Source organism: Methylocella silvestris, assembly GCF_002891535.1.
In the GTDB taxonomy this organism is placed as follows: Bacteria; Pseudomonadota; Alphaproteobacteria; order Rhizobiales; family Beijerinckiaceae; genus Methylocapsa; species Methylocapsa silvestris_A.
The window spans coordinates 1-24,276 of record NZ_PDZR01000002.1 but is presented as its reverse complement, the minus strand read 5'-3'; the positions used below and the strand labels follow the sequence as shown (position 1 = coordinate 24,276).

Sequence of the window (24,276 nt, the reverse complement as noted above, 5' to 3'; positions counted from 1 at the left end):
GGTTCGCAAGGAACGCTTCCATGAAACATCTGGCGCTCGCCTGCGCTATGCTCCTCGCCGCCGTTTGCTTGTCATTTGCTCCGCATCCGGTACGGGCCGATGGCGCGCCGCAATTCGACATTCTCGAACGGGCGGACGGCGCGCGGATCGTGCCCGAGCGGTTTCTGCGCAGCTGGGATCCTGTAACGCTGTTTTTCAGAAGCGACGCCGGGCCGCAGGGCGGCGGCCCGGAGGACGCGCCGGCGCAATTCGTCAAGATGACGCCCGACATTCCCGGCGCGTGGCAATGGCTCGGCCCGCGCGCGCTGCAATTTCGGCCTTCAGCTGCCTGGCGCCCGCTCGAACCGGTCGTTTTCGAGGCCGAGGGCGCCGCCACGCGCCTGATCCCGCTGTTGCCAGAGCCCATCACCACGAGTCCCGCCGCCGAGTCGGAGCCGATCGCCGAGCTCGATCATGTTGTCATGACCTTCGCTGGTCCTGTCGATCTCGCCGCCTTGAGCCGGCTGACGTCGATCGAATTGCGCCCCGCGCCGGGCCTTGCCGGCGGCGACGGGCAATTTCTCACCGCGCAGGATTTTACGATTCTGCCGCTTGAGGGAGCCAAGAAAGACGCCGGCCGGTCCTATCTTGTCCGGTTGAAGAACGCGGTTCCCGACGGGCGCGTCGTCATCCTGCGGCTAAAACTCTCCAACGAGCCAGGTCTTGACGAGCCTTCCTTCGCGCTGCGCCTGCAAAGCGCCACACCCTTTGCCGTCACCGGCGCCTCTTGCGGCGAGGGGCTTGAGAGCGCAAGTCGCGACCGGCTGCTCCACTGCGCGCCCGCGGGCGGTGAGGACGAGCCGCGCGTGCGGAGCCTTTCGCTCGGCTTCAGCGCGACGCCCGAGCCGCTCGACATCGCAAAAGCGCGAGACGCGCTGCGCATCTCGCCGCCGGTCGAGCGCCTCGCTGTTGAGCCGGACGGCGCGCGTCTCAAAATCTCCGGAAAATTTCTGGCCGACACGATTTATGAGCTGATCCTAGCGCCGGGCAGTCTCTCCGACGACCGCAAGCGTCAGCTCGCGGGCGCGCCTTTCCTGCAGCGCTTCGCCTTTGCGCCGGCGCGCGCCAGCCTTGCCTTCGACGTCCGGCAGGGGATCGTCGAACGCTTCGGCCCGCAGTTGATCCCGATGCGCGGGGCGGGCTTCGACAAGGTCGACCTGCGCATCTACGCTATTGATCCGCTCTCGCGCGATTTCTGGCCATTTCCTGCGGAGGGCGTCGATACCGACGATTCGAAAGAGCCGCCGCTGCCGGGCAATGCGCCGGAGCGGTGGAGCAAGGATGAGGATGCCGACGGCGGCGCGATCGCGCAAAGGATCAAGGCGCTCGGCTCCCCGGCCGTCTCCGAACTCGCGGCGCTGCCGATCGGGCGGCAGGGCGCGGGCGGCAAATTCGGGCTCGATCTGAAACCCTTCTTCGACCGGATCAAGGGCGCTGGCGAAGCCGGCGCCTATCTTGTCGGGATGCGCCCGATCGGCGCTGACACGCGCAGTTTTATGCGCGTGCAGGTCACCGACCTGACGCTGACCACCGTGGAGGAAACGGGCCGCGTCCGCTTCGTCGTTACTTCGCTGTCGACCGCAAAGCCGGTCGAGGGCGCCGAGGTCAAACTGGAAGGGCTGCGCGAGGATAAATATGAGACCCTCGTCGCCGGCCGCACCGACGCCGAAGGCGCCTTTACATGGGGCGTCGGCGAGCCCGCCAAGGCGACGATCAAGCGCATCACGGTCGCCAAGGGCCTTGATGTGCTGGCGCTCGATCCCGCGCATGGCCCGGCTGAATATGCGGGCGAGAACTGGACGAAGCCCGATGAGGCCTGGCTCGCCTGGACGGTCGATCCGCAGACCGACCGCGCAGAGGCGCCCCGCACGCTCTGCCATCTTTTCACCGAGCGGCCAATTTACCGGCCGGAAGAGCCGGTTCAGATCAAGGGCTATGTCAGGCGCTATCTCGGCGGCGCGCTGAGCTATGCGAAGGGGACGGGGACGCTGCTCGTCAAAGGCCCCGGCGGGCAGGAATGGCGTCTGCCGGCGACGATCGATGAGACCGGGAATGTCTACCGCAAATTCGACGCGGCGACGCCGGCGACGGGCGATTATTCGGTGGCCTTCGAGCCCGATCGCGAGGTTGCCGAAGGCGCGCTGGACGAGGGCGCCGAGCAACCGGACGAGAACGCAACTCAAGCGGAGAACGAGGGGCCGGTCTCCTGCGGCGAAACGCCCTTCAAGAAAGAGGCTTATCGCCTGCCGACCTTCGAGGTGCTGCTCAACGCGCCGCAGACCGCAGCGCTCGACGGCGCGTTTTCCGTGGAGCTTCTGGCGCGCTATTTCGCCGGCGGCCTCGTCGCCGACCGGCCGATCAAATGGCGCGCCAGCCAGTTCCCTTATGCCTGGACGCCGCCCGGGCGCGAGGGCTGGTTCTTTTCGACCGACGCGCGTTTTTCGGGCGACGGCAAGTTCAAATCGACGCCCGTGCTCGAACGCGAGGGGACGACAGACAGCGCCGGGGCGGCGAAAATCACCTTCGATCCGTCGATCGAGCCGACGGCGCAGCCGCGCCGCTATCAGATCGAGGCCACCGTCGCCGGCGACGATCAGTCCGAGGTGCGCAACATCGTCTCGGTCGCGGCTTTGCCGCCTTTCGTGCTCGGCGTCAAAACCCCGCGCTACCAGAAGCAGCCGGGGCCGATCGACGCCGAAATCCTCGCCGTCGACGCCAAGGGCGCGCCGATCGAGGGCGTCGCGATGACAGCGCGCCTCGTCCGGCGCAATTGGAGCTCGACCCTGCAGGCGAGCGACTTCAGCCAGGGCGCGGCGAAATATGTAACCGAAATCGTCGACGAGACAGTGAGCGAGAAACAGATCACGAGCGGCAAGGAGGCGCAGAAGCTTGGCTTCGAGGCGCGCGCGGCGGGAGTCTATCTCGTCGAGCTCGAGGCTTCCGACCGCAGCGGGCGAAGGCAAAAGATCGCGGTTGATTTCTTCGTCGGCGGCGATAGCCCCGCGACATTCGCGCGCGCGCCATCGCAGACCGCCGAGGTCGCCGCCGACAAGGAGGCCTATGCGCCCGGCGAGACGGCGAGCCTCATCATACAAAGCCCGTTCCAGAACGCGCGCGCTCTGGCGATCGTCGAGGATCCGGGCGGCCGCTTCCGCTATGAGTGGGTCAATATCACGAATGGTTTCGGACGTTTCGAGGTCGCTGTCGCGACACCCGATCTGCCGAGGCTTGCGGTGCATTTCCTGATCATGCGCGGGCGGCTGCCGGACGGAGGCGCCGACGCCTCGGCGCCGTTCGATCAGGGCAAGCCCGTGACCATCGCTGCGACGAAATGGATCACGGTGACGCCGGTCAAGAATATCGTGACCGTCGCGCTCGACTATCCGCAGAAGGCGCGGCCGGGCCAGGAGATCGAGATCGCGCTGAAACTTTCCGACGATCTCGGAAAGCCGGTCGCCGGCGAGGCGACCTTCTGGATGGTGGATCAGGCGGTGCTTTCGCTCGCCAAGGAGCGTCCGCTCGATCCGCTGCCGAATTTCATCGTCGACCGGCCGACGACGATGGCTGCGCGCGACACGCGCAACATGGCGTTCGGGTTGATCCCCCTTGATGAGGCGCCGGGCGGAGACGCCGGCCTCGACGAATGGGGCTCAGACAACAATGTGTCGGTGCGCAAGAATTTCACGCCCGTCCCGATCTATCTGCCGAAAGTCATCGTCGGTCCGAGCGGGATGGTCAAAATCAAGGTCAAGCTGCCGGATTCCCTGACCATCTTCAAACTGCGCGCCAAGGCGATCAGCGGGCCGGAGCGGTTCGGCTTTGCCACGGGCGAAATGCTGATCCGGCAGGATCTCGTCGCGCAGCCGGCGCTGCCGCGCTTTCTGCGCAACGGCGACGCCTTCTCGGCAGCTTTTCTGGGCCGCGTGGTGGAAGGGCCGGCGGGCTCCGGCCGCGCCAGTCTTTCTGTCGACGGGCTCACGCTGCAAGGGTCCGGCGAACGCAATTTCACTTTCGAGCCAAACCATCCGGCGCGACTCGATTTTCCTGTCGTTGTTCCGCCGTCGGGCGGCAGCGCGCGCCTGCGCTTCACCCTGAAGCGCGACGCCGATCAGGCGCGCGACGCCGTGGAGATCGAGCTGCCCATCAGACCTGACAGGCCGGTGACGCGCGAGCGCAAGATGCTCGACATTGCTGCAGGCGGCGCGCTGACGCTTCCCGCCATCGCGGCGAAGCTGCGTCCCGGATCGCTGCGGCGCAGTCTCGATGTCGCCTCCGATCCCGCGATCGTCCGGCTTGTCGCCGGCCTAAACTATCTCGTCGAATATCCTTACGGCTGCACCGAGCAGCGTATCTCGCTCGCCTCCGCGGCGCTCGCGCTAAAACCCTTCGAAGCGGTGCTTGCCGCTTCCGATCTTGGCGACCGGCTGAAGAATGACGTTCATAATACCATCATCGCGATCTCGCAGAGCGTCGACGCCGACGGCCTCGTCGCCTTCTGGCCGCGAGCGCGCGGAAGCGTTTCCCTCACCGCCTGGGCCTATGGCTTTCTCGTCGCGGCGCAACGCGCGGGCGAACCCGTCGACAAAGCGCTGAGCGAGCGCCTTGCCGCAGTCTTGAAACAGTCGCTGCGCTCCGACTATTCGCGGCTTCGCACCGGCGAGGAATTGCGCGAGCGCGTCGAGGCGCTGACGGCGCTCGCCGATGGCGGACGGCTCGATCAGGCCTATGCGGCCGAGCTCAGCCGGCGCGCCGCTGCGATGCCCAATGTCTCGGTGGCGCTGATGACGCAGGTCGCCATGCAGCTGCCCGGCGACGGCAAGCAGATCGCCGGCGTTCTTCTTGAAGACATGTGGACCCGCGTAAAATTCCTCAATCGCAACGGTAAAGAGGTTTATGCCGGGCAAGCGGCTGATGATGGCGATCCGGAAGTCCTGCCCTCCGAAACGCGCGGCCTCGCCGAGATGACCCGCGCGGCGGCGCTCGTCGCGCCGCAGGATCCGCGCTCGAATGTGCTGCGCGACGGCTTGCTGCGTCTTGGCGCCGGCGACGGCTGGGGCGACACCAACGCCAACTCTGCCGCCATGCGCGCGCTGGCCTCGATCTGGCGGAAGACTTCCGCGCAAACCGATGTCAGCGTGACGCAGGACGGCAAGACGGAGCAGGCGAGCCTCAGCGCCGGCGTCCCCCTTGCCCGGCTTGGCGTAAACGGCGCCGGCGAAGTCCGTATCGCCAATGCGGGCGCCGCGCCGATCGTGGCGCTTTCAAATGTTTCCTATCTGCAGGCGGAGCCGGGCTACCTGGCGCAGGCGAGCGCGCAGGGTTTTGTCGTCTCACGCAAGACCTACAAGATCACGGAGGGCGCGCCGCCGCTGCTGTTGGAGCCCGGCCCCGACGGCGCGCTTCACCTCCAAAGCGGCGATGTGATCGAGGAGGCGGTCGAGGTTGTCAGCCCGCAGGATCGCACGCATGTTGCAATCACCATCCCGCTTGCGGCCGGCTTCGACCCGCTCAATCCCAATCTCGCGACGGCGCCGCGCGAGGCCTCGCCAAGCTTTGCTCCGACGCTGCTGCCAACCTGGACCGCATTCGATGACGATCAGGTATTTTATGCCTATGATTTTCTGCCGAAAGGAAACTACCGCTTCGCTTTCCGCGCCAAGGCGATGATCGAGGGGAGCTTTACGCAGCCGCCCGGCGAGACTGAGACGATGTATCAGGCAGGGGTCCATGGCTCGAGCGCCGGACGGCGAATCATTATCGCCAGATAGAGCGCGCGCGCCGAACTGGCGGCGGTCCCTGGCGCTTGCCTGCGGCATTGCGCTGGCGGCGCTCGGCGTGCGTTTTGCGATCGTCGTCGATCAGCGCGCCCATCTCACATCGCCGCCGCCGACGCCGATGCTCTATGATCGGCGCGGAAGTTTCATCGCGCAGATCGGCGCGCCGCGCATAGATCGCGATGGTTTTGGATTGAATCAATCCAAAACCATGAGACGCGATCGATTCGAGTGTCTGGAGCGGGATGCGGGCGGAAAACCGGCATCCACTTTTCCTCATCCCGCTTCATGTGGCAAAGCCGGGGCGCGTCTGCTCGACTACGGCTATTGGCCGCTGAAAAATCCGCCCGAGCGTATCGTTCGCGCGACGCTGGCTCTGGAGGATCGCCGCTTTCACGCTCATCCCGGCGTCGATCCCATTGCGGTTGCGGGCGCCGCGTGGCGCCGCTTGCGCTCCGGTGGCCGGGCAGGGGCCTCGACGCTCGCCATGCAGATCGCGCGCATGCAGCACCCGCAGCCGCGCAGCCTCAAGGCCAAGATCGAGGAGGCTGTCACCGCCGTCGTGCTGACCTGGCGTTACGGCCGCGAGGCGCTGCTTTCGCATTATTTGCGCCTCGCGCCCTATGGCAACGGAAGCCATGGAATCGCCCATGCGGCGCGCTTCTACTTCGACAAGCCCGCCGAGGATCTGAGTTTCGCCGAGATCGCGTTGCTTTCGGGCCTGCCGCAATCGCCGACGCGGCTCAATCCGCTGCGGCCGTCTGGCCTGTTTCAGGCAAAGAGGCGCGGCGCCCGCGCCCTGGCCGAATTGGCGCGCCAGAAAGTCATCGACGGAGCTGAACTTTCCTTGGCGCAAAATCAGCTGAGGGCGCTGTCGGCGCAGCCGCCGCCGCGCCGCCCGGAGGCGCTGCATCTGGTGCTGCGCTATGAAAATCGCATGCGGCTTCGGCCCCTGCGCGACGGCGATGATCCTCGCATCAAAACCAGCATCGACCTCGACGCGCAGCGACGGCTGACGGCTTTGGCGCGGCGCTCTCTCAACGTCTGGCGCGGCGCCGGCGCGGGCCAGGTTGCGGCTTTGGTCGTCGAGCGGGGCAGCGGCGCGGTCGTCGCTGCGCTCGGCTCCAGCGACTACGCCGACAAGCGCGCCGGCGCGGTGGATTTTACCCGCGCGCCGCGCTCCCCGGGGAGCGCGCTAAAACCCTTCATCTATGCTTTGGCGCTCGATCGCGGCGTGGCGCGGCCGGGCGGCGTCCTCGCCGATCTGCCCGAGGGGGCCTCGGGCGTCAGCAATGCCGACGGGCATTTCCTCGGGCCAATGCTGCCGCGCCAGGCGCTTGCCAATTCCCGCAATGTGCCGGCGATCAATCTCCTGCGCGGCGTCGGCCTCGACGAGGCGCTGCGCTTCCTGCGCAAGCTTGGCCTCGCCGAGGTTTCGGCGCCGGCCGACAGCTTTGGCGTGGCCATGGCGCTTGGCGCGCTGCCGACGACGCTGGAGCGAATGGTGCGAGCCTATGGCGCGCTCGCTGATGACGGGATGCTCAGCGAACTCGTTTGGCTCCACGATGGCGCGCGCCCGCCCTCCGTCCGGGTGATGTCCGCCGACGCGGCGCGGCTGGTGACGTCGTTTCTGTCGGATCCTATGGCGCGGCTGCCGAGCTTTCCGCGCTACGGCCCGCTCGAATATCCCTTTCCGACGGCAGTCAAGACCGGCACGTCGCAGGGATATCGCGATGCGGTGACCCTCGCCTTCACGCGCGATTATATCGTCGGCGTCTGGCTCGGGCGGCCCGACGCCGGAACGATGACGCGGCTCACCGGCTCCAATTCGGCGGCGCGGCTGGCGCGGGCGATCCTGGTCGATCTGCACAAGGCAAGGCCCGGCGATCTCGAGGATCTCAGCTTTCCGCCGCCGCAGGGCCGCGTCCCCGTCGAACTGTGCCTGTTTGGCGCCATGCGCGCGTCCTCGGCGAAGGGGTGTGGCCAGACCTTGACCGAATGGCTGCGGCCGGACGAAATACCCGTGGAGGAAGCCGAGGCGCCGATTCCGGCGCGGCAAAGGGCCTGGGCCATCGCGGAGGGCTATCGCGTGACAAGCGAAGAAGGCGCTTCCGTGGAAACGGCGCGGGACAACATCCGGCTTTCGATCGTCTCGCCCGAAAACGATATCCGCGTCTGGCGCAATCCCGACGCGCCCGCGGGTCTCTCGCGTATATCCCTGAAAGCGCTGGTCGAGCCGAAGACGCCGCAAGTGGTGTGGTATGTCGACGGCGCCCCCTTCGCCCTCGCCGACCCCGACGCGCCGCTCAACTGGCCGCTGCAGAAGGGCGCGCACCAGTTTCAACTGCGCTTGCCGCTGCGGCCGGGCGCCTCGAAAATCGTGCGCATCACAGTTGAATGAACAGGGCAGGGGGAAGGCATGAGTTTTGAGGCGAGCCTAAAGCCGCGCGTGGAAGGGGAAAATCTGCTCGCCCGCATCGCCCTGCGCTTTGCGGCCTGGTCGGAACATTGGTTTCCTGACGCCTTCATCTTCGCCGCCGTGGCGGTCGTCGTCGTGGCTGTCGCCGCGCTCGCCAATGGCGCGTCGATCGCCGTCGTGACCAAAAGCTTCGGCGACGGCTTCTGGAGTCTCATTCCCTTCACCATGCAACAGGTCATGGTGGTGATCAGCGGCTATGTCATCGCGAGCTCGCCGCCGGTGGCGCGCCTCATCGATCGCATCGCCGCCTTGCCGCGCAGCGGCCGCGGCGCGATCGCCTTCATTGCGCTCGTCACCATGATGCTTTCGCTGGTCAACTGGGCGCTGAGCCTCGTCTTTGGCGGGCTGCTCGCGCGCGCCATCGCCGAGCGCGAAGATCTGAAGATGGATTATCGCGCGGCGGGCGCCGCCGCCTATATGGGGCTTGGCTGCACCTGGGCGCTCGGGATCAGCTCCTCGGCCGCCCAGTTGCAGGCGAACGCCAGCGCGATGCCCAAGGCCTTGATTGAGATTACTGGCGTCATCCCATTCACGCAAACGATCTTCCTTTGGCAATCGATGGCGATGCTGGCCGTCCTGACGGTCGTCTCGACGCTGATCGCCTACTGGTCCGCGCCTTCAGCCTCGCGCGCGGTGACGGCGGCGATGATGGGGATCGACGTTGCAACAAGAACTCCGCCCCTGCGTCCGCGCGAGCGTCCCGGCGAATTTTTCGAATACAGTCCGGCTATAACGTTGTTGCTCGCCGCACTCGCCGGCGGCTGGCTCATTCAGGAATTCGCCGCGAAGAACTGGATCCTGGCGATCTCCAATCTCAACACCTATAATTTCGGCCTGTTGATGCTTGGCTTGCTGCTGCACTGGCGCCCGCGCAGCTTCCTCAACGCCACGGCGAAAGCGGTTCCCGCGACGGTCGGCATATTGATCCAGTTCCCGCTCTATGGCGGCGTCACCGCGATCATGACGGCGATGACGCCGGAGGGTCATTCGCTGGCGCTCCGGCTGGCGCAATTCTTTTCCGCCATCAATACGCGGGAGAGCTTTCCCGTCGTCATGGGCCTCTATTCGGCCGCGCTCGGCTTCTTCATTCCATCAGGCGGCGGCAAATGGGTGCTTGAGGCGCCCTATGTCATGCAGGCCGCAAATGAGCTGAAAGTGCATCTCGGCTGGGCGGTGCAGGTCTATAATGCGGCCGAAGCTTTGCCGAACCTCATCAACCCGTTTTTCATGCTGCCGCTGCTCGGCGTGCTTGGCGTCAAGGCGCGCGACATCGTCGGCTTTACAGCGCTGCAGCTCACTTTTCATCTGCCGATTGTACTGTTTTTGCTCTGGGCGCTCGGCTTGACCCTTGTCTACACGCCGCCGGTAATGCCTTAGCGCATTTGACCGGAACCGCGTGAAACTGCTAACGGCGCCCGCAAGAGCGCCGGAAATTCTTGGGAGGAGAACAGTTGGACCTCAGTGTGTTGACGCGCCGGAAGCTGCTTGCCGGCGGCTTTTGCCTCTGCTGTCTGCCCGCAACGGCGCGGCGGGCCTTCGCGGCCGTCGCGCCCTTCGCGACGGAGGAGGTCGCCGAGGGCGTACACATTCGCCGCGGCGTCGATCAGGACGCAACGGCCGCCAATGACGACGCGATCGCCAATATTGGCTTCATCATCGGCCGCGACGGCGTCCTCGTCGTCGATCCGGGCGGCAGCCTCATCGACGGGCAAAGCCTGAGGGCGACCATTCGCGAGAAGACGAAGCTCCCCATCAAATATGTGGTGATGAGCCACATTCATCCCGACCATATTTTTGGCGCGGCCGCCTTCCTGGAGGATCAGCCTGTTTTTGTCGGCCATCATGCGCTTTCCGAGGCGATGCGCCAGCGCGGCGATTATTATCACGGCGTGCTGGCCGACATTGTCGGCGAGGATCGGGCCGGAACAATCGTTCCGCCGACGCTTGCGGTGCGGGACGGGGCGGAGTTCGACCTCGGCGACCGGATTGTTTCGGCCCATGCGCATGGCGTCGCGCACACGACCTCTGACCTCAGCCTGATCGACCGCAAAACGGGGCTGTTGCTAACAGCCGACCTCGTCTTCGTCCAGCGCATGCCCTCGCTCGACGGCTCGCTGCCGGGCTGGCTGAAGGAACTGCAGGGACTGAAGCAGATCGGCGCCCCCCGTGCGGTCCCCGGCCATGGACCGGTCGCCATCGCATGGCCGGATGGCGCTGCGGATATCGACCGCTATCTGACCACGCTGCAGCGCGGCGTCGAGAAAGCCATCGAGGCCGGCGTCGCGATCGAAGAAGCATCCGCCCGTGTGGCGCAGGACGAAAAGGACCGATGGACCTTGTTCGACGACTACAACGGCCGCAACGTCATCGCAGCCTATAAGGAGCTGGAATGGCGCTGAATTCAGGCCTCAGCGCGGGCGTGCGCCGGAACCAAACAGGCTCGCCGCCAGTTTGAAGCACAGCGGCGTTGTTTGCGCCGATCGTCTTCGTCACGAGCTGCTTAGCGGAGTTTCGATATGGGCAATCTTATGTACTACGCCGTCGTGTTCCTGGTTGTCGCCATTATTGCCGCGGTGTTTGGATTTGGCGGCGTCGCGGGCACGGCCGTCGAAGCGGCGAAAATCCTGTTCTGGGTCGCGATCGTCCTCTTTGTTATTTCGCTTATCGCCAGCATGATCCGGCGCGCGTAGGCGAGCGTCTGCGGTTGCAGCCGACAGTCGATGGTAAGAGGGTTCTGACGTCTCCTTCAAATGAAGGACGGCGGGTCAGGCAGCGGTCAAACGGAATGAAAATATGTTCAAACGCCACCCGCTGATTGTCTGTGTCGCCGCCGCCCTCGCCGGCATAGGGATGTCAACCGCAGCCTATGCGGCGGGCGCCCAACCCAGAAATACGAGTTCTGGAAATACGGCGACGAACACGTCCACCAACACCTCAACGCAAACGTCGACGCAAACAACAACCTATAGCGGCCAAAGCCGCTGGGCCGACGAAGTCTATGCGGGACGCGTGCAGGGACCGGAAGCGCGAGCCTGGCTTCGACTTCATCCCCGACCGCAACAATGAAGTGGTGCGCCGCGATGCGGACGCGCGTCGCGTGCGCCCGCACACGCGCGTAGTTAGCGGCGTCGAGGTAGCCTGATAGTCCCGGGGCGCGGGCCTTCCGGAAATCTGCGCCGCTTCACACCAAGAGACGATGATGTCGAATCCGAAGATGCTGATCCTGCGGGGTAACAGCGCCAAAAAGCCGACATATCCCAACGAGAAGGGCGACAACGTCGCCTATCCCGACGGGGCGTTGCATGAGAAGGCCGCGAAGGACTATGCAACATGCAGGGGATACGACGGGGATGTGCTCGACGTGTCGGGCGATCCGCTGAAGGACGGCGATCGCGACAAAAATCCGCAGACCGTGCAGGCCGTGTTGAAGCTGCGAGACGATTCATCATACGCCGGGATCTACGGATTTTCGGGCGGCGGCTACGACGTGCTGCATATTCTCAAACAACTGAAGCCAAACGAACTCGAACGCATCAAATTGGTCGTCGTGCTGGGCGCGCCGCCGGGAAAGAACGGTTATCCGTCTAAATCCGATTTTGAGTCGGCCCGCTTTGTCTCCCGCACGAATCCCGAGACGAAAGGGATCAAATGGGAGTTGGTCTATATGACCAACCCGCCGGCTGACGCCTCGGTCCTGCCCAGGCGGGGCGTCGATCCACACATGTTCGGGCCGGAATGGCTGCTCGCGCAGGAATTGAAGTGCCGGCAGGCGTCGCCTTGATGCGGCCTGGCGCCTAGATGAAAGGCTACGGGTTCAAACTGGGATTTGGCTGGGGGACCTGGATTCGAACCAAGATTGACGGAGTCAGAGTCCGCAGTTCTACCGTTGAACTATCCCCCACCGGAGGCCTGCGAGCCAAAGTCGACGCGGCGGCTGGGCGGTAAGCGCCGTCGTCATCTAGTTCCTCGGATTGCCGCTGTCAACGCTGATCCGGCCGGGAGTTGAGAGGCCGATGCGGCGGCCGACGTCGCGCCGTTCAGCGCATTTTCCGGATCCCAGCGATAGCGCACGGTTTCGAACCGCATGTCGAGCGCATCGAGCAGCACCAGCCGGCCGACGAGATTTTCGCCAAAGCCGACGATTTCGCGGACGACCTCGAGCGCCATCATTGCGCCGAGGATGCCGGTCAAGGCGCCAAGCACCCCGATTTCTGCGCAATTCGGCGCGAGCCGCGACGGCGGAGCTTGCGGAAAAAGGCAGCGATAGGTTGGATTTGGCTCGCCGTTCGGGCCTGCTTCATAGGGCTTCAACACGGTCAGCGATCCGTCGAAGGCGCCGACTGCGGCGGTGACAAGCGGTCTGCGTTCATAAAAGCAGGCGTCGGAAACGCTATAGCGCGTCGCAAAATTATCCGATCCGTCGGCGATCACGTCATAGCCGGCGACGAGCGCGCGGGCGTTCGCCTCTGTAAGCCGCAAAGCGTGCAGCTTCACTTCAACATGCGGATTGAGCCTTGCGATTGCGTCCGCGGCGCTGTCGACCTTGGCGCGCCCGACGTCTTCGGTTCGATGCAGCACCTGACGCTGCAGATTCGACAGCGAGACATGGTCGTCGTCGACGACGCCGATCAAGCCGACGCCAGCTGCGGCGAGATATTGCAACAGCGGAGCGCCAAGCCCACCGGCGCCGATGACGAGGACGCGCGCCGCGCGCAGTCTCTGCTGACCCGGGCCCCCGACGCCGCGCAGCACGATATGGCGGGCGTAACGCTCGATTTCTTCCGGCGAAAGAACAGGCTGGGTCAAGGCCTCAAGTCTCCAGCTCGATTTATGTCGATAATGGTGAAGCTCTCGCTTCAGATCCGGCGCAGCGCCGAATATGGGCGTTATTGCCTCATATTGCGACGCGCCAACCGCTGGCCTTGCGGCGTTTACTCGTCCTCGCCGAAACGGTTCGCCACCAGTTCGGTAATCGCCTCGATTGCTTCCTGCGCCTGGCGCCCGGTCGCCGCAACGAGGATCGTCGAGCCGAGCCCTGCGCCGAGCGTGAGGATGCCCATGATCGATGTGCCGCCAACCATGTCGCCGCAGCGGCCGACAAGAATTTCGGCCTCGAAGCTATCGACGCAGCGGACGAATTTGGCTGTCGCCCGCGCGTGCAGCCCCTTGCGGTTGACAATCTTCAACTCGCGCACCAGCGCGCCGTCCGGCGGCGTGAACGCGGCGGAATTGTCGCAGTCGCAGGGGTCGCCTTCGTCTTCGTTCATTTCCCGCTCAACACGCGGCTTGCAACGTAAATATATTTCCTCCCCGCGTCCTGCGCCTGAATCACCGCCTGTTCAAGGCTGGAGCTTTCCCGCACCGAGGCGAGTTTTATGAGCATCGGCAGATTGATGCCGGCGACGACCTCGACATGAGCGCCGTTCATGACCGAAATGGCGAGGTTCGAGGGGGTGCCCCCGAACATATCGGTGAGAACGACGACGCCGAAGCCGCTGTCGACGTCTTCGACGGCCTCGACGATCTCCTTGCGTCGCTGCTCGATATCGTCGTCGGGTCCGATTGAAATGGTCGCGATCTGTTTCTGCGGGCCGACGACATGTTCCAACGCCGCACGGAACGCGGTGGCGAGATGCCCATGCGTCACGAGGACCATTCCGATCAACGGAAGCTCCCGATCATGCCGGAGCTTTGCCGATCATCAGCGCTTGCAAGGAAAACATTCTTCAAGGGAAGGACCACGCGCTGTTCGCTCGCTCTGGCCAGAGCGCCAAAGGGCGATCCGGAAATTCCATCGAACCGACAGTTCCGAGATGACGACAATCAGGTATATGTTCCTGATTTATAAAGAAAGTCTCCACACGCCGGGCAGCGCTGCACGGGCCACTCGAGCGCCTCGCCTTAGCGTAGTCGGCTCATTTTGTGCGTTGCGTCCAGCTTGGCAAGTGAAATGAATCATCCTGCGCGCGATTTCGTGATTTTGTTTGGCGCTCTGTCAAAAATGTTTCAGTCGCCGCTTCTTACGCAGCCAAAACGTTGCAGAATAGCGAGCGCGAGGTCGGCGGCGGCCCCGCGATCCGGCAGCCTGAGGCGGGGCAGGCGGACGCCCAAAAGCGTGGTTTGCTCGAGGCCGCGAAAATCCCAGTCGTCGCAGACGCAAGGCTCCCGCGTTTCCGGGCCAGCCGCAAGGCCGCGCGCGGCCTCAGGGATGCGGGGAGCCTCTTCCAGCGGGACGAGATCGACGATGAGCCGGATCACGGCGGCGCTGGAGTAAGGTCTTTCGAGAATGCCGACGCCGCGTTGCTCGATGCGTCCGAGGATCGCCTTGTGGCCTCGCGCGACCAGCCGGCCGTGATGAGCGCTCGCCTTGATCCGATCGTCGCCGACGAGACGGGCGAACAGACCGGCATTGGTCGCCGTCTGGATCAACGCCAGCGCCAGCGAGCTCTTGCCCGCGCCCGAAGCGCCGCAGATCAATACGCCGGCCTCCTGAATTACGATGGCGCTGGCATGCAGATCGAGCGACTCGCCAGGCTTTGGGGCGGGTCTCAGGCGCGCGGCAGCCATATGGTGAGCCTTGCGCCTAGAACGGGCGCGTCATCGTCCTCCGTGACCGACCCCATCCGGTTGCGCGCCGAAATGCGGCCGCCATGCGCCTCGATGATCTGGCGCGAGATCGAGAGGCCGAGCCCAGAGTTCTGGCCAAAACCCTGACATGGCCGATCCGTGTAAAACCGCTCGAAAATCCGCTCGAAGGCGTCGGCCGGAATACCCGGCCCGTCGTCGTCGACGGTGATCTCGAAGCCGTCGCGCCATTGGCCGTCGTCGGAGGAGCAATCCTCGGCCGGCCGCATATGCACGCGCACCCAGCCGCCGTCGCAGGAAAAGGAGCGCGCATTGTCGATCAGATTATTGAAGACCTGGCCGAGCCGCGAATCATGGCCAAGGACGCGGAAGGCGCTCTTGCGAATGTCGTGATGACAGCCGCGCGCGACAGTCAGGCTGATATGCACGTTCGACTCGGCCTTGACCTGATTGGCGACGGCGGTGACGGTATTCATCACCTTCTCGAGATCGACAATATCCATGTCGGCGCGGGCGAGTTCGGCGTCGAGGCGGGAGGCGTCGGAAATATCGCTGATCAGCCGATCGAGCCGTTTGACGTCGTGCTGGATGACCGCAAGCAGACGCGCCTGCGATTCCGGCTTCTTGACGTTTGGCAGGGTCTCGACCGCGCTGCGCAGCGACGTCAGCGGATTTTTGAGTTCATGCGCGACGTCGGCGGCGAAGCTTTCGATCGCCTCGATCCGGTTGTAGAGCGCTTTGGTCATGTCGCGCAGCGCGCCGGAGAGATGGCCGATCTCATCGGCGCGATCGGTGAAGTCCGGGATCTCGCGACGTAATTTTGTTCCTCGCCGCACGCGTTCTGCAGCCTCCGCGAGGTGGCGGATCGGCTCGGCGATGGCGCCGGCGATGAAGAGGGACAGCAAAAACATGATGATCGCGGAGACAAGAAAGATCCGCACGATCGCCCAGCGTTCGGAGGCGATGATCTTGTCGATATCGCCGCCTTCGGTTGAGAGGAGCACGGCGCCGCGCACGGTGTGGAAGCGTTGGATCGGCGCAGCGACGGAGACGATCGTCTCGCCCTTGGCGTTGAGCCGGGCGATCGACTGCACGCCGCCGCCGAGCGCATGCGTGACCTCGGGGTAGACCTTGCCATTATCGACGCCGTTTTCCTCATAGGCCGGCAGATCCGAGCGCCAGATCACGGATTTGATCTTGCCCCAGATCCGCTCGAAGAATGAGGCCTCGTCGCTCGCCGCGGGAGGCGGCAGATCGAACCGCAGGATATTTGCGCGGCTGGCGAGCGAGCGCGAATCGAGCAGGAGATAGCCGTCGCGGTCGTAGATCCGGGCTCTGGTGCGCGTCGGCGAGGCGAGGCGGCGCAGCACCGGGCCGACCCGCTCCGGATTGATCGAGAATTCCAGCGAAGGCGCCGTATCCTCGGAGAGTCCGTAGCTCTCGCCGGGAGCAAGCTGAAGCAGTTTTTCCGGATCGATCGTAATCGACTCATTATCCGCCGTGGCCGAGGCGGCGACGGCGGCGGCGATGATTTCGGCCTGAGTCTGCAGGCTTTGCACGCGTGCGTCGATCAGCCCTTCGCGGAACTGGTTGAGATAAAGGAAACCGAGCAGCAGGGCGACCAGACCGCCAAGGTTTAAAACGACGATCCGTCGGGTCAGCGACGATGAAAAACGCGAGCCGATGGCGCGAAGAAGACCGCGCATCCGCGCCGAGGCGCTGCGGCGCATGCGCTTGGCGCGCACCGCCGCGTCACGTTTTCGCTCGAACTCGACGTCCTGCTGCAATTCAAGGGTCATAGCGTCTTCCCCCAAGAAAGCGCATCCCGGATGAGCGCGTCAATCAAGCCGCTTGCTATTCCTTGAAGCGATAGCCGACGCCATATAAGGTTTCAATCATCTCAAAATCATCATCGACGGCTTTGAACTTCTTGCGCAGCCGCTTGATATGGCTGTCGATTGTGCGGTCATCGACATAAACCTGGTCGTCATAGGCGGCATCCATCAAGGCGTTGCGGCTCTTGACGACGCCGGGGCGGGTGGCGAGCGCCTGCAGGATCAGAAATTCCGTGACGGTCAGGGTGACGGGATCGTCTTTCCAGGTGCAGGCGTGGCGCTCGGGATCCATCTTGAGCAGCCCGCGCTCCAAAATCTTGGCGTCGGCCTCTTTCTGGGAGGCGGCGTCCTTCGGATTGGCGCGGCGCAGGATGGCTTTGACGCGCTCGACCAGCAGCCGCTGCGAAAAAGGTTTTCGGATAAAATCGTCGGCGCCCATTTTGAGGCCGAACAACTCGTCTATTTCCTCGTCCTTGGAGGTGAGGAAGATCACGGGAAGGTCGGATTTCTGACGCAGCCGCCGCAGCAGCTCCATCCCGTCCATGCGCGGCATCTTGATGTCGAAGATGGCGAGATCGGGCGGGTCGCTCTTCAGCCCGTCAAGCGCCGTCGAGCCGTCGGTGTAGGTCTGGACGCGATAGCCCTCGCCTTCAAGAGCGATCGAGACGGACGTCAGAATATTGCGGTCGTCGTCGACCAGCGCGATCACGGGCATGGATGGTCCTAACTTCGAACTCCAGAGCATTTCCTGGCGTCGCCGCCAGCACTGCGCTGTCTTCGTTCAACGCGCTTTTGAGCGCGGGGCGGAGGTCCGCCGGTCGAAAGCAAGCGTCGCCCGCTGGGATTGAAGATGAACGGGCAGACAAGCGGCAGTCGAGCCTCAGTGCGCCAGTTTTTGCGACGCAATAAACCTCGATAAACAGCGACCGCGTTTCTGCTTTTGCCGAGTTTTCCGGTTTGGCGGGCGCTAGACCGGGACAACATCGGAAAGACTCCAGCTATCACCATAGGGGCTATTGCCTAGATTGTCATCATTCGACTTGGCAAGCCATTTTCTCGATTGATGTTTCCTGGCCGGATATCAGAACTCGCGGCTTGGATTTCTTTTGCCATGACTAACGGCGCATAACAGGAAAAATGCGCGGCCGAAATAAGGCAGGACAACCCATCGAACAGGTTTGGGCCATCTTGTCGCCGATTTCAACCCATGCGCGAAAGATGCGGGGGGCATTCCGGAGGAGGGCGTTTGGGCGCTCTGGCCGAAAAATTGCGACGGCTGCCGGGCGAGCGTAGCGAACGCGACATGCTCGAGGGCCGCGCCGCCGACTTTGTGAAGAGAATTATAGTCATGCCGGTCGATCAACTTGATGCTCTGCTAAGCTTGCGAAGCGAGGGACGCCTTCTCGTCGGGCGCGACCGCATCGCCCTGCTCGAAGCGGTCATCGCGCATGGCAGCATGACGCAAGCGGCCAAAGTTGCGGGCTTCAGCTACAAGGCGGCGTGGGACGCCGTCCAGGCGATCAATAACCTCCTGCCTCAGCCAGCCTTCGTCACGCAAGCGGGAGGCAAGCGCGGTCGCGCCGCCGAAGTCACCGAGGAGGGCCGCAAGCTGATTTCGGCCTTTCACAGGCTTGAGGAAAAGCTGCTCCGCATCTCAAATGCGATCGCCGCCGAAGGGCTCGATAATTTCGACGACCTCCTGTTTTGGGGGCTTTCGGTCAAAATCAGCGCCCGCAACGCGTTCCGCTGCAAGGTCGCCCGAATCGATCTGGATCCTGTCGACGTCAATGTCACTTTGCAGGTCTCGGAGGCAAACAACATAACCGCCGTCGTGACGCGTGGCGCCGCGGAGAATCTCCGGCTTGCGCCCGGGCGGAGCGCGATCGCGCTGGTAAAGGCCTCTTTCGTCATGCTCGCGCTGCCAGGTGAGACGGCAGTCGCCGCGGGCCGCAACCGGGTTGCGGGGCGGGTGGCGCGCCGGGTCGACGGCGCGACGAACAGCGAGATCGAACTCGACATCGGCGGCGGCAAAATTCTCATCGCCGTAGCTCCGCGCGTAACCGCCGACGATCTCGGGGTCGCGGAGGGAGACAGGCTCGAGGCGATCTTCAACGCCTCGCATGTCATTCTCGCCGCGGATTGAGTTTGCAGAGATCGCGGGGAGGCGAGGGCGTTGCGAAACGGGCCTAGGCTTTCCTCCAGACGGTTGCGAGCCAGGGCTGTTTCTCGCGCGGCAACCCTTCCGGACGATAATAATGGGTCAGTTCGAAAAATCCGACCGACGTCGCAAAGCCGCGCCAGGCTGCAAGATCGTGATAGGAGCCGTAGCGGCCGCGATTCCAGCCTTCCTCGTTGCCGCCGCGCGGATTTGAGGCGAACAGGACTCCAGCCGGTTTGAGGCAGGCGCATATTTGTCGGAGCACGCGCGGCAATTCCTGACTTGGCACGTGAAACAGCGTGGCGTTCGCGAAAACCCCGTCGAAATGATCGGCCGGCAGATCGAGTTTCAGGAAGTCCTGCCGCCACACCTCGCAGCCGCTGTGGGCGCGCGCCATGGCGGCGAAATTTTCGGAGCCTTCGAGCCCGATCGCGCTGTGGCCGAGATCCGCAAAGGTCTTCAGATCGCGGCCTGGCCCGCAGCCAAAATCAAGCAGCTTGAACGGCGGTTCACCCGAAAGGTGATCCAGCAGCGCCGCAATATTCTGGCGCACGTCATGGTCGCGCGTGCCTTCCCAAAAGCTTTCCGCGGAATCGTCATAATGTTTCACCGTCAGGCGCGCGGCGTCTTCGAGTTCCTTGGGGTCGAGCTTCATGAGGGCCGCCGGAGTGTTTACTGTCGATCAGCGATGGAATAGCCGGGCGCGCCGCGTTTGCAACGAGCAAATCGCGCGGCAGGTCTGCAGCGTCGCGCCGCAATTCATATAGACGGACTATATGAAATAACATTTTGCGTCGCGAGACTGAGAAGGCGCGCCCTGATGCGTCAGGAAATTGTAAGATTTATAAACTTGTTTGACATCAAAGCGGGAGCGCTGCGGATGAGTCATTTTCGTGACGCCGACGCAACATTCGCAACGGCGCGAGGGCGGGCTGCAGCAACTCCATCATTAAATATAAATCGAATATACAATATTGAGCTGTTGACGGTCTTGGCCTTGGCCGGGCGGGAAATCAATCCCGCTTCGAGCTTTGATCTAAACGCATGAGCGCTCCGAAACCCAAGTTTTCGGCGTCATGCTCCAGCGGAGAAAATGATGACTCTGGATCTTGATTCTAAAAGCGTGAACACAGCCGAAATTCATGCGCCCCAAGAAGCGAATGCCAGCCCGGCGCTAAAGACCCTCGGAGACGTGATCGTCAATGTCCGTTTTTTCCCGGATGGAGCCGTCAACACAATCGACAATCGTCCCGTCGATATGAGCGCTCAGGCTTGGTTCCACCTTTTGTGCCGCATGGCGCCGAATTACTTCCAGGCGCTTGCGGGCGGCCGCGGCCATTACCGCATTCCCTTCGAACGCTTCCAGGCGATTCTGGATCAGACGGCAAAAGCGAGCTGACGCCGCCCGCCAGGGACTGAACGCATTGCTGCGCGCCGGTCCAGGAGTTGAATCTGGAATAAGTTCAATCCAGATTCATCTTGTTTGCCGAGCGTCAAGGCCGGGGCGAGGCGATCTTACCAACGCCGCCAGTGTCTCCAATGCCGGTGATGCCAATGGCGTCGCCACCAGACGGATTGGACATTTGAATCATCCGCCGCCGTCGACACGGAGCTCGGCGGTGCAATCCTTGTGAGCGCGCTCGCCGCGCCGCTCGCAAGGGCTAAGAGCGCGGCAGAGGTCAGAGTGGATTTCAACAACGCTCTTCGATCCATGGCCTGGTCCCCCAAGGCGCCGCCGAAATCCAATTGCTCGAAGGTCGCCAGAATATGGCAGGATTGTGGCGAAAAATGCCGTCTGTCAAATCATAAATATCGTCAGCCGTAATTTTCGACTCGTGTTATCCGGCCGGGCTGCCGCCTAGGCCTGTTTCCTTCAGAAGCGCTTGCAAATTCTCGATGCGATCGGCTTCGCGCGCCGGCTTGTCCCAACGGATTCGCGCAATGCGGGGAAAGCGCATGGCGACGCCTGATTTATGGCGGCTCGATCGATTGAGCCCCTCGAAGGCGATTTCGAGCACCAACCCCTGGCTTTCCCCATGAATGATTTCGCGCACCGGCCCGAAGCGGTTCGCCGTATTGTTGCGGACATAGCGGTCAAGCTCGCGCAGCTCTGCGTCGGTAAAGCCGAAATAGGCCTTGCCGACAGGCACAAGCCGTGCGCCCTCCTCCTCATCGCGCCATACGCCAAAGGTGAAGTCTGAGTAATAGGAGGAGCGTTTCCCGTGGCCGCGCTGAGCGTACATCAGCACCGCGTCGACCGTGAAGGGATCACGCTTCCATTTGTACCAGAGGCCCTTCGGCCGTCCGGGGACATAGATCGAGTCCCTACGCTTCAGCATCAAGCCTTCGATGGCCTCGGCGTCAGCTCCGGCGCCGAAAGCGGCGGGGTTTTTCCGCGCCTCCGCGAGCTCGGCCCATGAGACGAAAGAGACCAGCGGCGAAAGGTCGAGGCGCTCACAGGACGCGTGGGCGACAAAGGATTCGAGCCGGCCGCGCCGCTCGGCGAAGGGCAGCGCGCGCAGATCCTCGCCGTCGTGCCGCATCAGATCATAGGCGCGGACATGGGCGGGAAAATCGGCGAGCAGTTTTGCCGAAGTCGTTTTGCGGTTCAGCCGCTGCTGCAGCACGCTGAACGGCTGGACTTTCCTCTCGCGCAGAATCAGGAGTTCGCCGTCGAGCGAAAAATTTTCGAAGGGAAGCGCGGCCATGCAGTCCGTGAGGTCGGGAAACGCGCCGGAAACATCTTCCCCTGTCCTTGAAAACAGCCGCGTCACGCGCCGCCCATTCGCGGCGAGGCCGCTCGCGGCCTGCACTCTGATGCCGTCCCATTTCCATTCGGCGGAAAATCCGGACGGCGGCAACTCGTCGAAATCCTTCGTCTCGATGGCGTGGGCCAGCATCGCCGGGCAGAAGGGCGCCGGGTCGGACGAGTCGGGGCGCGCCTCACGTCCCTCGAGCCAGGCGAAAAGATCGAGATAGGGCGGGGCGAGCCCATGCCAGACTTCTTCGATTTCATTGGGCGTCTTGCCCCCAAGCTCGGCCAGCGCCGTTTTGGCGAGACGCGCCGAAACGCCGATCCGCAGCGCGCCGGTAATCAGCTTCAATAGCGCCCAGCGGCCGGTTTCATCCAGCGAATCGAGCCAGCCGGCGAGGTTTCGCGCAAGATCGAGCTTGCCGGTCGCGCTCAAGCCGCGGACGACGTCGGAGAGCAGGAGCGGCGCGTCGTTGCCCATAGAAGAATTCTCCGCCGGTGCCGGCCAGAGCAGGGCGACAGTCTCCGACAGATCGCCGACGAAATCATAAGACAATTCGAACAGCACCGGATCGACGCGGTAGGTGATCAGCCCACGGATGAGACCGGCTTTGGCGTGCTGGAACGAGAGCGCGCCGGTCAGGGCCGCCAGCGCGTAGCCGCGCTCGGGATCTGGCGTGCGGCGAAAGAAATCGCTCATCAACCGCAATTTGCCGAGCCGGGACGGCTCGAAGGCGAGGCGGTCGAGCAGTTCGGCGAACTGATTCAAGCCTCGCTCTCCGCCGGGACGCTGTCGGCTTCTTCGTCGCCATAGCCAAGCAGATGCAGAGGCTCCGCCGCAAGGCCGCGCCCGCGCGCCCAGTGGACGAGGGCGTCAGCCTCGCCGTGAGTGACCAGCACTTTTTCGCATCGCGTCTCGACGATGGTTTGGGTCAGCCCGTCCCAATCGGCGTGGTCGGATATAACAAGCGGCAGCTCGACGCCGCGCTGACGCGCCCGCGCGCGCACACGCATCCAGCCCGAGGCGAAGGCGGCGACGGGATCTGGAAATTTGCGCGACCAGAGATCCTGCAAGGCGCCCGGCGGGCAGATCACGATTTCGCCCGCGAGCTTGGCGCGGTCGTTGGCGGCGACGGGCAGCAGATCGCCAAGCTCGACGCCTTGCCGCTCGTAGAAGGCGCAAAGCTTTTCCATCGCGCCATGCAGATAGATCGGGCGGTCGTAGCCGGCCCCGCGCAACAAAGCGATGACCCGCTGCGCCTTGCCGAGCGCATAGGCTCCAACGAGATGGGCGCGATCCGGGAACAGCTGCTGCGAGGCGAGCAGCCTGGCGATTTCATCCGCCGTCCGCGAATGCCGGAATACGGGGAGCCCGAAGGTCGCCTCGGTGATGAAGACGTCGCAGGTTATGGGCTCGAAGCCGGCGCAGGTCGGGTCGGCCTCGCGCTTATAGTCGCCTGAAGCGACGACGATCGTCTTGCCGTCCGCCATTCTGATTTGCGCCGAGCCGATGACATGGCCGGCCGGATGAAAGCTGACGTCGATTGATCCCAGTCGGAGTTTGTCTCCGTAATCGATCGCCTGTATCCGGCCGGCAAAGCCCTGTCCAAGCCGGATCGCCATGATCGCCAGCGTTTCGCGCGTGGCTAGGACGTGGCCATGGCCGGCGCGGGCATGGTCGGAGTGTCCGTGGGTGATCAGGGCGCGGGCGACTGGCCGCAGGGGATCGATAAAAAAATCGCCCGCTGCGCAATAGACGCCAGCGGGCGAAAGGGAGAGGAAATGAGCTGACGACATGATCCCGAGATGGGGAAGAGACCATACGTCAGCAAGCTAGGCCGGCGGCTTGCGCCGCACGGAAACTCTTAATTGGCGCAGACAAGACCGCGGCTCACATAAATGCGGCCATCGGGTCCAACCATCCGCGTCACGCGAACGCAATCTTCCTCTTCGCCCACGGTCGCGCGGCCAAGCTGCAGCGCCGGGCCGGCTGCCAAGGGGGCGTATCCAGGCGTATAAGCGCTTCTGTGCTCGACGATGTCGCCGTTCAATGCGATCTTGGCCTTTGGCGTCATGGTCATCGGAGCCGCAAAGACAGCCACGCCAAGGCAGGATACCGCGACGCTGGCCATGGTGATCTTCAGCGCCTGCATTCCGATCGTCTTGCGTGAATTAAACATGAGCCCGTCTCCCGTCCGCCCCAGCACATCCGTTGACGTGAACCTCTCCCATCTGAAGAGGCCGTGCTGTGCGACAACACACAAGAAACGCAGCTGAAGCTGAAAGGTTGCAGGGCTCCAGCAAAAAAATATGAAAAAAGCAACACCAGAGAATCGATCGCTGGATGGCGTGTCAAATTCGCCACTTTAAAGCGTTTGGCCCTCCGGAGAGTTCGCCGGAGGGCCATTTTGGCAGGCGGTCAATAGCAGACGCGCACCCGCTGATAACCGGCAAACTGGCCCCAGCTATCGTACACGGGCTGGTTCTGAAGGTAGCAGCCGCCGTACCCATAGGCCGGGCCAGCCGAACCGGCGAGCGCCCCGAGGGCGAGGCCGCTCGCGATGCCGACCGCGGCGGGGCCGCCCCAGCCCCATCCGCCGCCACGCCAGCCGGCGCCGCGCCAGCCGCCGCCCCAGCCGGGCTGGGGTGGCGGT

The 24,276-nt window shown here is 63.7% G+C and carries 19 protein-coding genes, 1 tRNA gene and 1 pseudogene; 9 read left to right on the top strand and 12 right to left on the bottom strand.

Features of this window, described 5'->3' with window-relative positions; genetic code table 11:
• The first annotated feature begins 20 nt into the window (after positions 1 to 20).
• From CR492_RS03635 to CR492_RS03610, 6 genes are all read left to right on the top strand, one after another.
• Entirely contained in the window at positions 21 to 5,807 is a 5,787-nt protein-coding gene (locus CR492_RS03635; protein ID WP_102842388.1) for an alpha-2-macroglobulin family protein, read from the top strand.
• Positions 5,767 to 8,214: a transglycosylase domain-containing protein gene (locus CR492_RS03630; RefSeq protein WP_102842387.1), complete on the top strand. Its 2,448-nt coding sequence runs from the start codon at positions 5,767 to 5,769 to the stop codon at positions 8,212 to 8,214. Before CR492_RS03635 ends, CR492_RS03630 begins: the two co-directional genes overlap by 41 nt.
• Positions 8,215 to 8,232: 18 nt before the next feature.
• Complete coding sequence (locus tag CR492_RS03625; protein WP_102842386.1) at positions 8,233 to 9,669, top strand: short-chain fatty acid transporter; 1,437 nt, start codon at positions 8,233 to 8,235, stop codon at positions 9,667 to 9,669.
• Positions 9,670 to 9,743: 74 nt separating this feature from the next.
• Complete coding sequence (locus tag CR492_RS03620; RefSeq protein WP_102842385.1) at positions 9,744 to 10,691, top strand: quinoprotein relay system zinc metallohydrolase 2; 948 nt, start codon at positions 9,744 to 9,746, stop codon at positions 10,689 to 10,691.
• A gap of 117 nt (positions 10,692 to 10,808) precedes the next feature.
• Positions 10,809 to 10,982: a DUF1328 domain-containing protein gene (locus tag CR492_RS03615; RefSeq protein ID WP_102842384.1), complete on the top strand. Its 174-nt coding sequence runs from the start codon at positions 10,809 to 10,811 to the stop codon at positions 10,980 to 10,982.
• A 509-nt stretch (positions 10,983 to 11,491) separates the two neighbouring features.
• Positions 11,492 to 12,073, top strand: a complete 582-nt coding sequence (locus CR492_RS03610) for a hypothetical protein (RefSeq protein ID WP_146030159.1) — start codon at positions 11,492 to 11,494, stop codon at positions 12,071 to 12,073.
• 46 nt (positions 12,074 to 12,119) lie between these two features.
• Here the strand turns inward: CR492_RS03610 and CR492_RS03605 are convergent.
• The 7 genes from CR492_RS03605 to CR492_RS03575 all read right to left on the bottom strand — a co-directional run bounded on the left by CR492_RS03605 (position 12,120) and on the right by CR492_RS03575 (position 17,427).
• Positions 12,120 to 12,193 (bottom strand) — tRNA-Gln (locus tag CR492_RS03605).
• Positions 12,194 to 12,246: 53 nt separating this feature from the next.
• Positions 12,247 to 13,098 carry a molybdopterin-synthase adenylyltransferase MoeB gene (gene moeB / locus CR492_RS03600; protein WP_102842382.1) on the bottom strand — a complete coding sequence of 284 codons (852 nt, stop codon included), beginning with the start codon at positions 13,096 to 13,098 and terminating at the stop codon, positions 12,247 to 12,249.
• Positions 13,099 to 13,223: 125 nt separating this feature from the next.
• Positions 13,224 to 13,559: an HPr family phosphocarrier protein gene (locus tag CR492_RS03595; protein ID WP_102842381.1), complete on the bottom strand. Its 336-nt coding sequence runs from the start codon at positions 13,557 to 13,559 to the stop codon at positions 13,224 to 13,226.
• Entirely contained in the window at positions 13,556 to 13,957 is a 402-nt protein-coding gene (locus tag CR492_RS03590) for a PTS sugar transporter subunit IIA (RefSeq protein WP_102842380.1), read from the bottom strand. The genes CR492_RS03595 and CR492_RS03590 overlap by 4 nt, the downstream gene beginning before the upstream one ends.
• 341 nt (positions 13,958 to 14,298) lie before the next feature.
• Positions 14,299 to 14,859, bottom strand: coding sequence for an HPr kinase/phosphorylase (locus CR492_RS03585; RefSeq protein ID WP_102842379.1), 561 nt, complete (start codon positions 14,857 to 14,859; stop codon positions 14,299 to 14,301).
• On the bottom strand, positions 14,841 to 16,676 hold the full coding sequence (locus CR492_RS03580) for a stimulus-sensing domain-containing protein (RefSeq protein ID WP_102842378.1): 1,836 nt from the start codon (positions 16,674 to 16,676) through the stop codon (positions 14,841 to 14,843). Before CR492_RS03580 ends, CR492_RS03585 begins: the two co-directional genes overlap by 19 nt.
• Before the next feature lie 55 nt (positions 16,677 to 16,731).
• Positions 16,732 to 17,427, bottom strand: a complete 696-nt coding sequence (locus tag CR492_RS03575; protein WP_012589305.1) for a response regulator transcription factor — start codon at positions 17,425 to 17,427, stop codon at positions 16,732 to 16,734.
• Positions 17,428 to 18,060: 633 nt separating this feature from the next.
• Between CR492_RS03575 and CR492_RS03570 the strand changes: the two genes are divergently transcribed.
• Positions 18,061 to 18,855 carry a TOBE domain-containing protein gene (locus CR492_RS03570; protein WP_102842545.1) on the top strand — a complete coding sequence of 265 codons (795 nt, stop codon included), beginning with the start codon at positions 18,061 to 18,063 and terminating at the stop codon, positions 18,853 to 18,855.
• Positions 18,856 to 18,898: 43 nt separating this feature from the next.
• On the opposite strand, the gene CR492_RS03565 is transcribed toward CR492_RS03570, so the two are convergent.
• On the bottom strand, positions 18,899 to 19,525 hold the full coding sequence (locus tag CR492_RS03565; protein WP_102842377.1) for a class I SAM-dependent methyltransferase: 627 nt from the start codon (positions 19,523 to 19,525) through the stop codon (positions 18,899 to 18,901).
• A gap of 165 nt (positions 19,526 to 19,690) precedes the next feature.
• Here CR492_RS03565 and CR492_RS20390 point away from each other — a divergent pair, with 165 nt between their 5' ends.
• Together CR492_RS20390 and CR492_RS03560 are read left to right on the top strand one after the other, a co-directional pair.
• Positions 19,691 to 19,918, top strand: a complete 228-nt coding sequence (locus CR492_RS20390) for a hypothetical protein (RefSeq protein WP_146030158.1) — start codon at positions 19,691 to 19,693, stop codon at positions 19,916 to 19,918.
• A gap of 48 nt (positions 19,919 to 19,966) precedes the next feature.
• The gene (locus CR492_RS03560; RefSeq protein ID WP_245411946.1) at positions 19,967 to 20,269 is read left to right on the top strand and encodes a hypothetical protein; all 303 of its coding nucleotides are present in this window, start codon (positions 19,967 to 19,969) and stop codon (positions 20,267 to 20,269) included.
• A gap of 439 nt (positions 20,270 to 20,708) precedes the next feature.
• Here CR492_RS03560 and CR492_RS03555 read toward each other — a convergent pair whose 3' ends face one another.
• From CR492_RS03555 to CR492_RS20955, 4 genes and pseudogenes are all read right to left on the bottom strand, one after another.
• On the bottom strand, positions 20,709 to 22,391 hold the full coding sequence (locus CR492_RS03555) for a cisplatin damage response ATP-dependent DNA ligase (RefSeq protein ID WP_102842376.1): 1,683 nt from the start codon (positions 22,389 to 22,391) through the stop codon (positions 20,709 to 20,711).
• Positions 22,388 to 23,419 carry a ligase-associated DNA damage response exonuclease gene (locus tag CR492_RS03550; RefSeq protein ID WP_102842375.1) on the bottom strand — a complete coding sequence of 344 codons (1,032 nt, stop codon included), beginning with the start codon at positions 23,417 to 23,419 and terminating at the stop codon, positions 22,388 to 22,390. The genes CR492_RS03555 and CR492_RS03550 overlap by 4 nt, the downstream gene beginning before the upstream one ends.
• Positions 23,420 to 23,487: 68 nt before the next feature.
• Positions 23,488 to 23,802 (bottom strand): hypothetical protein, encoded by a 315-nt coding sequence (locus CR492_RS03545; protein WP_102842374.1) that lies wholly within the window; start codon positions 23,800 to 23,802, stop codon positions 23,488 to 23,490.
• Between the two features lie 239 nt (positions 23,803 to 24,041).
• Positions 24,042 to 24,276: pseudogene (locus CR492_RS20955) on the bottom strand (hypothetical protein); the annotation flags it as partial.

What these genes read in the sequence shown, in the direction of transcription:
- CR492_RS03635 (WP_102842388.1), top strand. Translation starts at nt 21, where the DNA reads ATGAAACATCTGGCGCTCGCCTGCGCTATGCTCCTCGCCGCCGTTTGC.
- CR492_RS03630 (WP_102842387.1), top strand. Translation starts at nt 5,767, where the DNA reads ATGGCTCGAGCGCCGGACGGCGAATCATTATCGCCAGATAGAGCGCGC.
- CR492_RS03625 (WP_102842386.1), top strand. Translation starts at nt 8,233, where the DNA reads ATGAGTTTTGAGGCGAGCCTAAAGCCGCGCGTGGAAGGGGAAAATCTG.
- CR492_RS03615 (WP_102842384.1), top strand. Translation starts at nt 10,809, where the DNA reads ATGGGCAATCTTATGTACTACGCCGTCGTGTTCCTGGTTGTCGCCATT.
- CR492_RS03610 (WP_146030159.1), top strand. Translation starts at nt 11,492, where the DNA reads ATGTCGAATCCGAAGATGCTGATCCTGCGGGGTAACAGCGCCAAAAAG.
- CR492_RS03595 (WP_102842381.1), bottom strand. Translation starts at nt 13,559, where the DNA reads ATGAACGAAGACGAAGGCGACCCCTGCGACTGCGACAATTCCGCCGCG.
- CR492_RS03585 (WP_102842379.1), bottom strand. Translation starts at nt 14,859, where the DNA reads ATGGCTGCCGCGCGCCTGAGACCCGCCCCAAAGCCTGGCGAGTCGCTC.
- CR492_RS03580 (WP_102842378.1), bottom strand. Translation starts at nt 16,676, where the DNA reads ATGACCCTTGAATTGCAGCAGGACGTCGAGTTCGAGCGAAAACGTGAC.
- CR492_RS03575 (WP_012589305.1), bottom strand. Translation starts at nt 17,427, where the DNA reads ATGCCCGTGATCGCGCTGGTCGACGACGACCGCAATATTCTGACGTCC.
- CR492_RS03570 (WP_102842545.1), top strand. Translation starts at nt 18,061, where the DNA reads ATGCCGGTCGATCAACTTGATGCTCTGCTAAGCTTGCGAAGCGAGGGA.
- CR492_RS03565 (WP_102842377.1), bottom strand. Translation starts at nt 19,525, where the DNA reads ATGAAGCTCGACCCCAAGGAACTCGAAGACGCCGCGCGCCTGACGGTG.
- CR492_RS20390 (WP_146030158.1), top strand. Translation starts at nt 19,691, where the DNA reads ATGCGTCAGGAAATTGTAAGATTTATAAACTTGTTTGACATCAAAGCG.
- CR492_RS03560 (WP_245411946.1), top strand. Translation starts at nt 19,967, where the DNA reads ATGACTCTGGATCTTGATTCTAAAAGCGTGAACACAGCCGAAATTCAT.
- CR492_RS03550 (WP_102842375.1), bottom strand. Translation starts at nt 23,419, where the DNA reads ATGTCGTCAGCTCATTTCCTCTCCCTTTCGCCCGCTGGCGTCTATTGC.
- CR492_RS03545 (WP_102842374.1), bottom strand. Translation starts at nt 23,802, where the DNA reads ATGTTTAATTCACGCAAGACGATCGGAATGCAGGCGCTGAAGATCACC.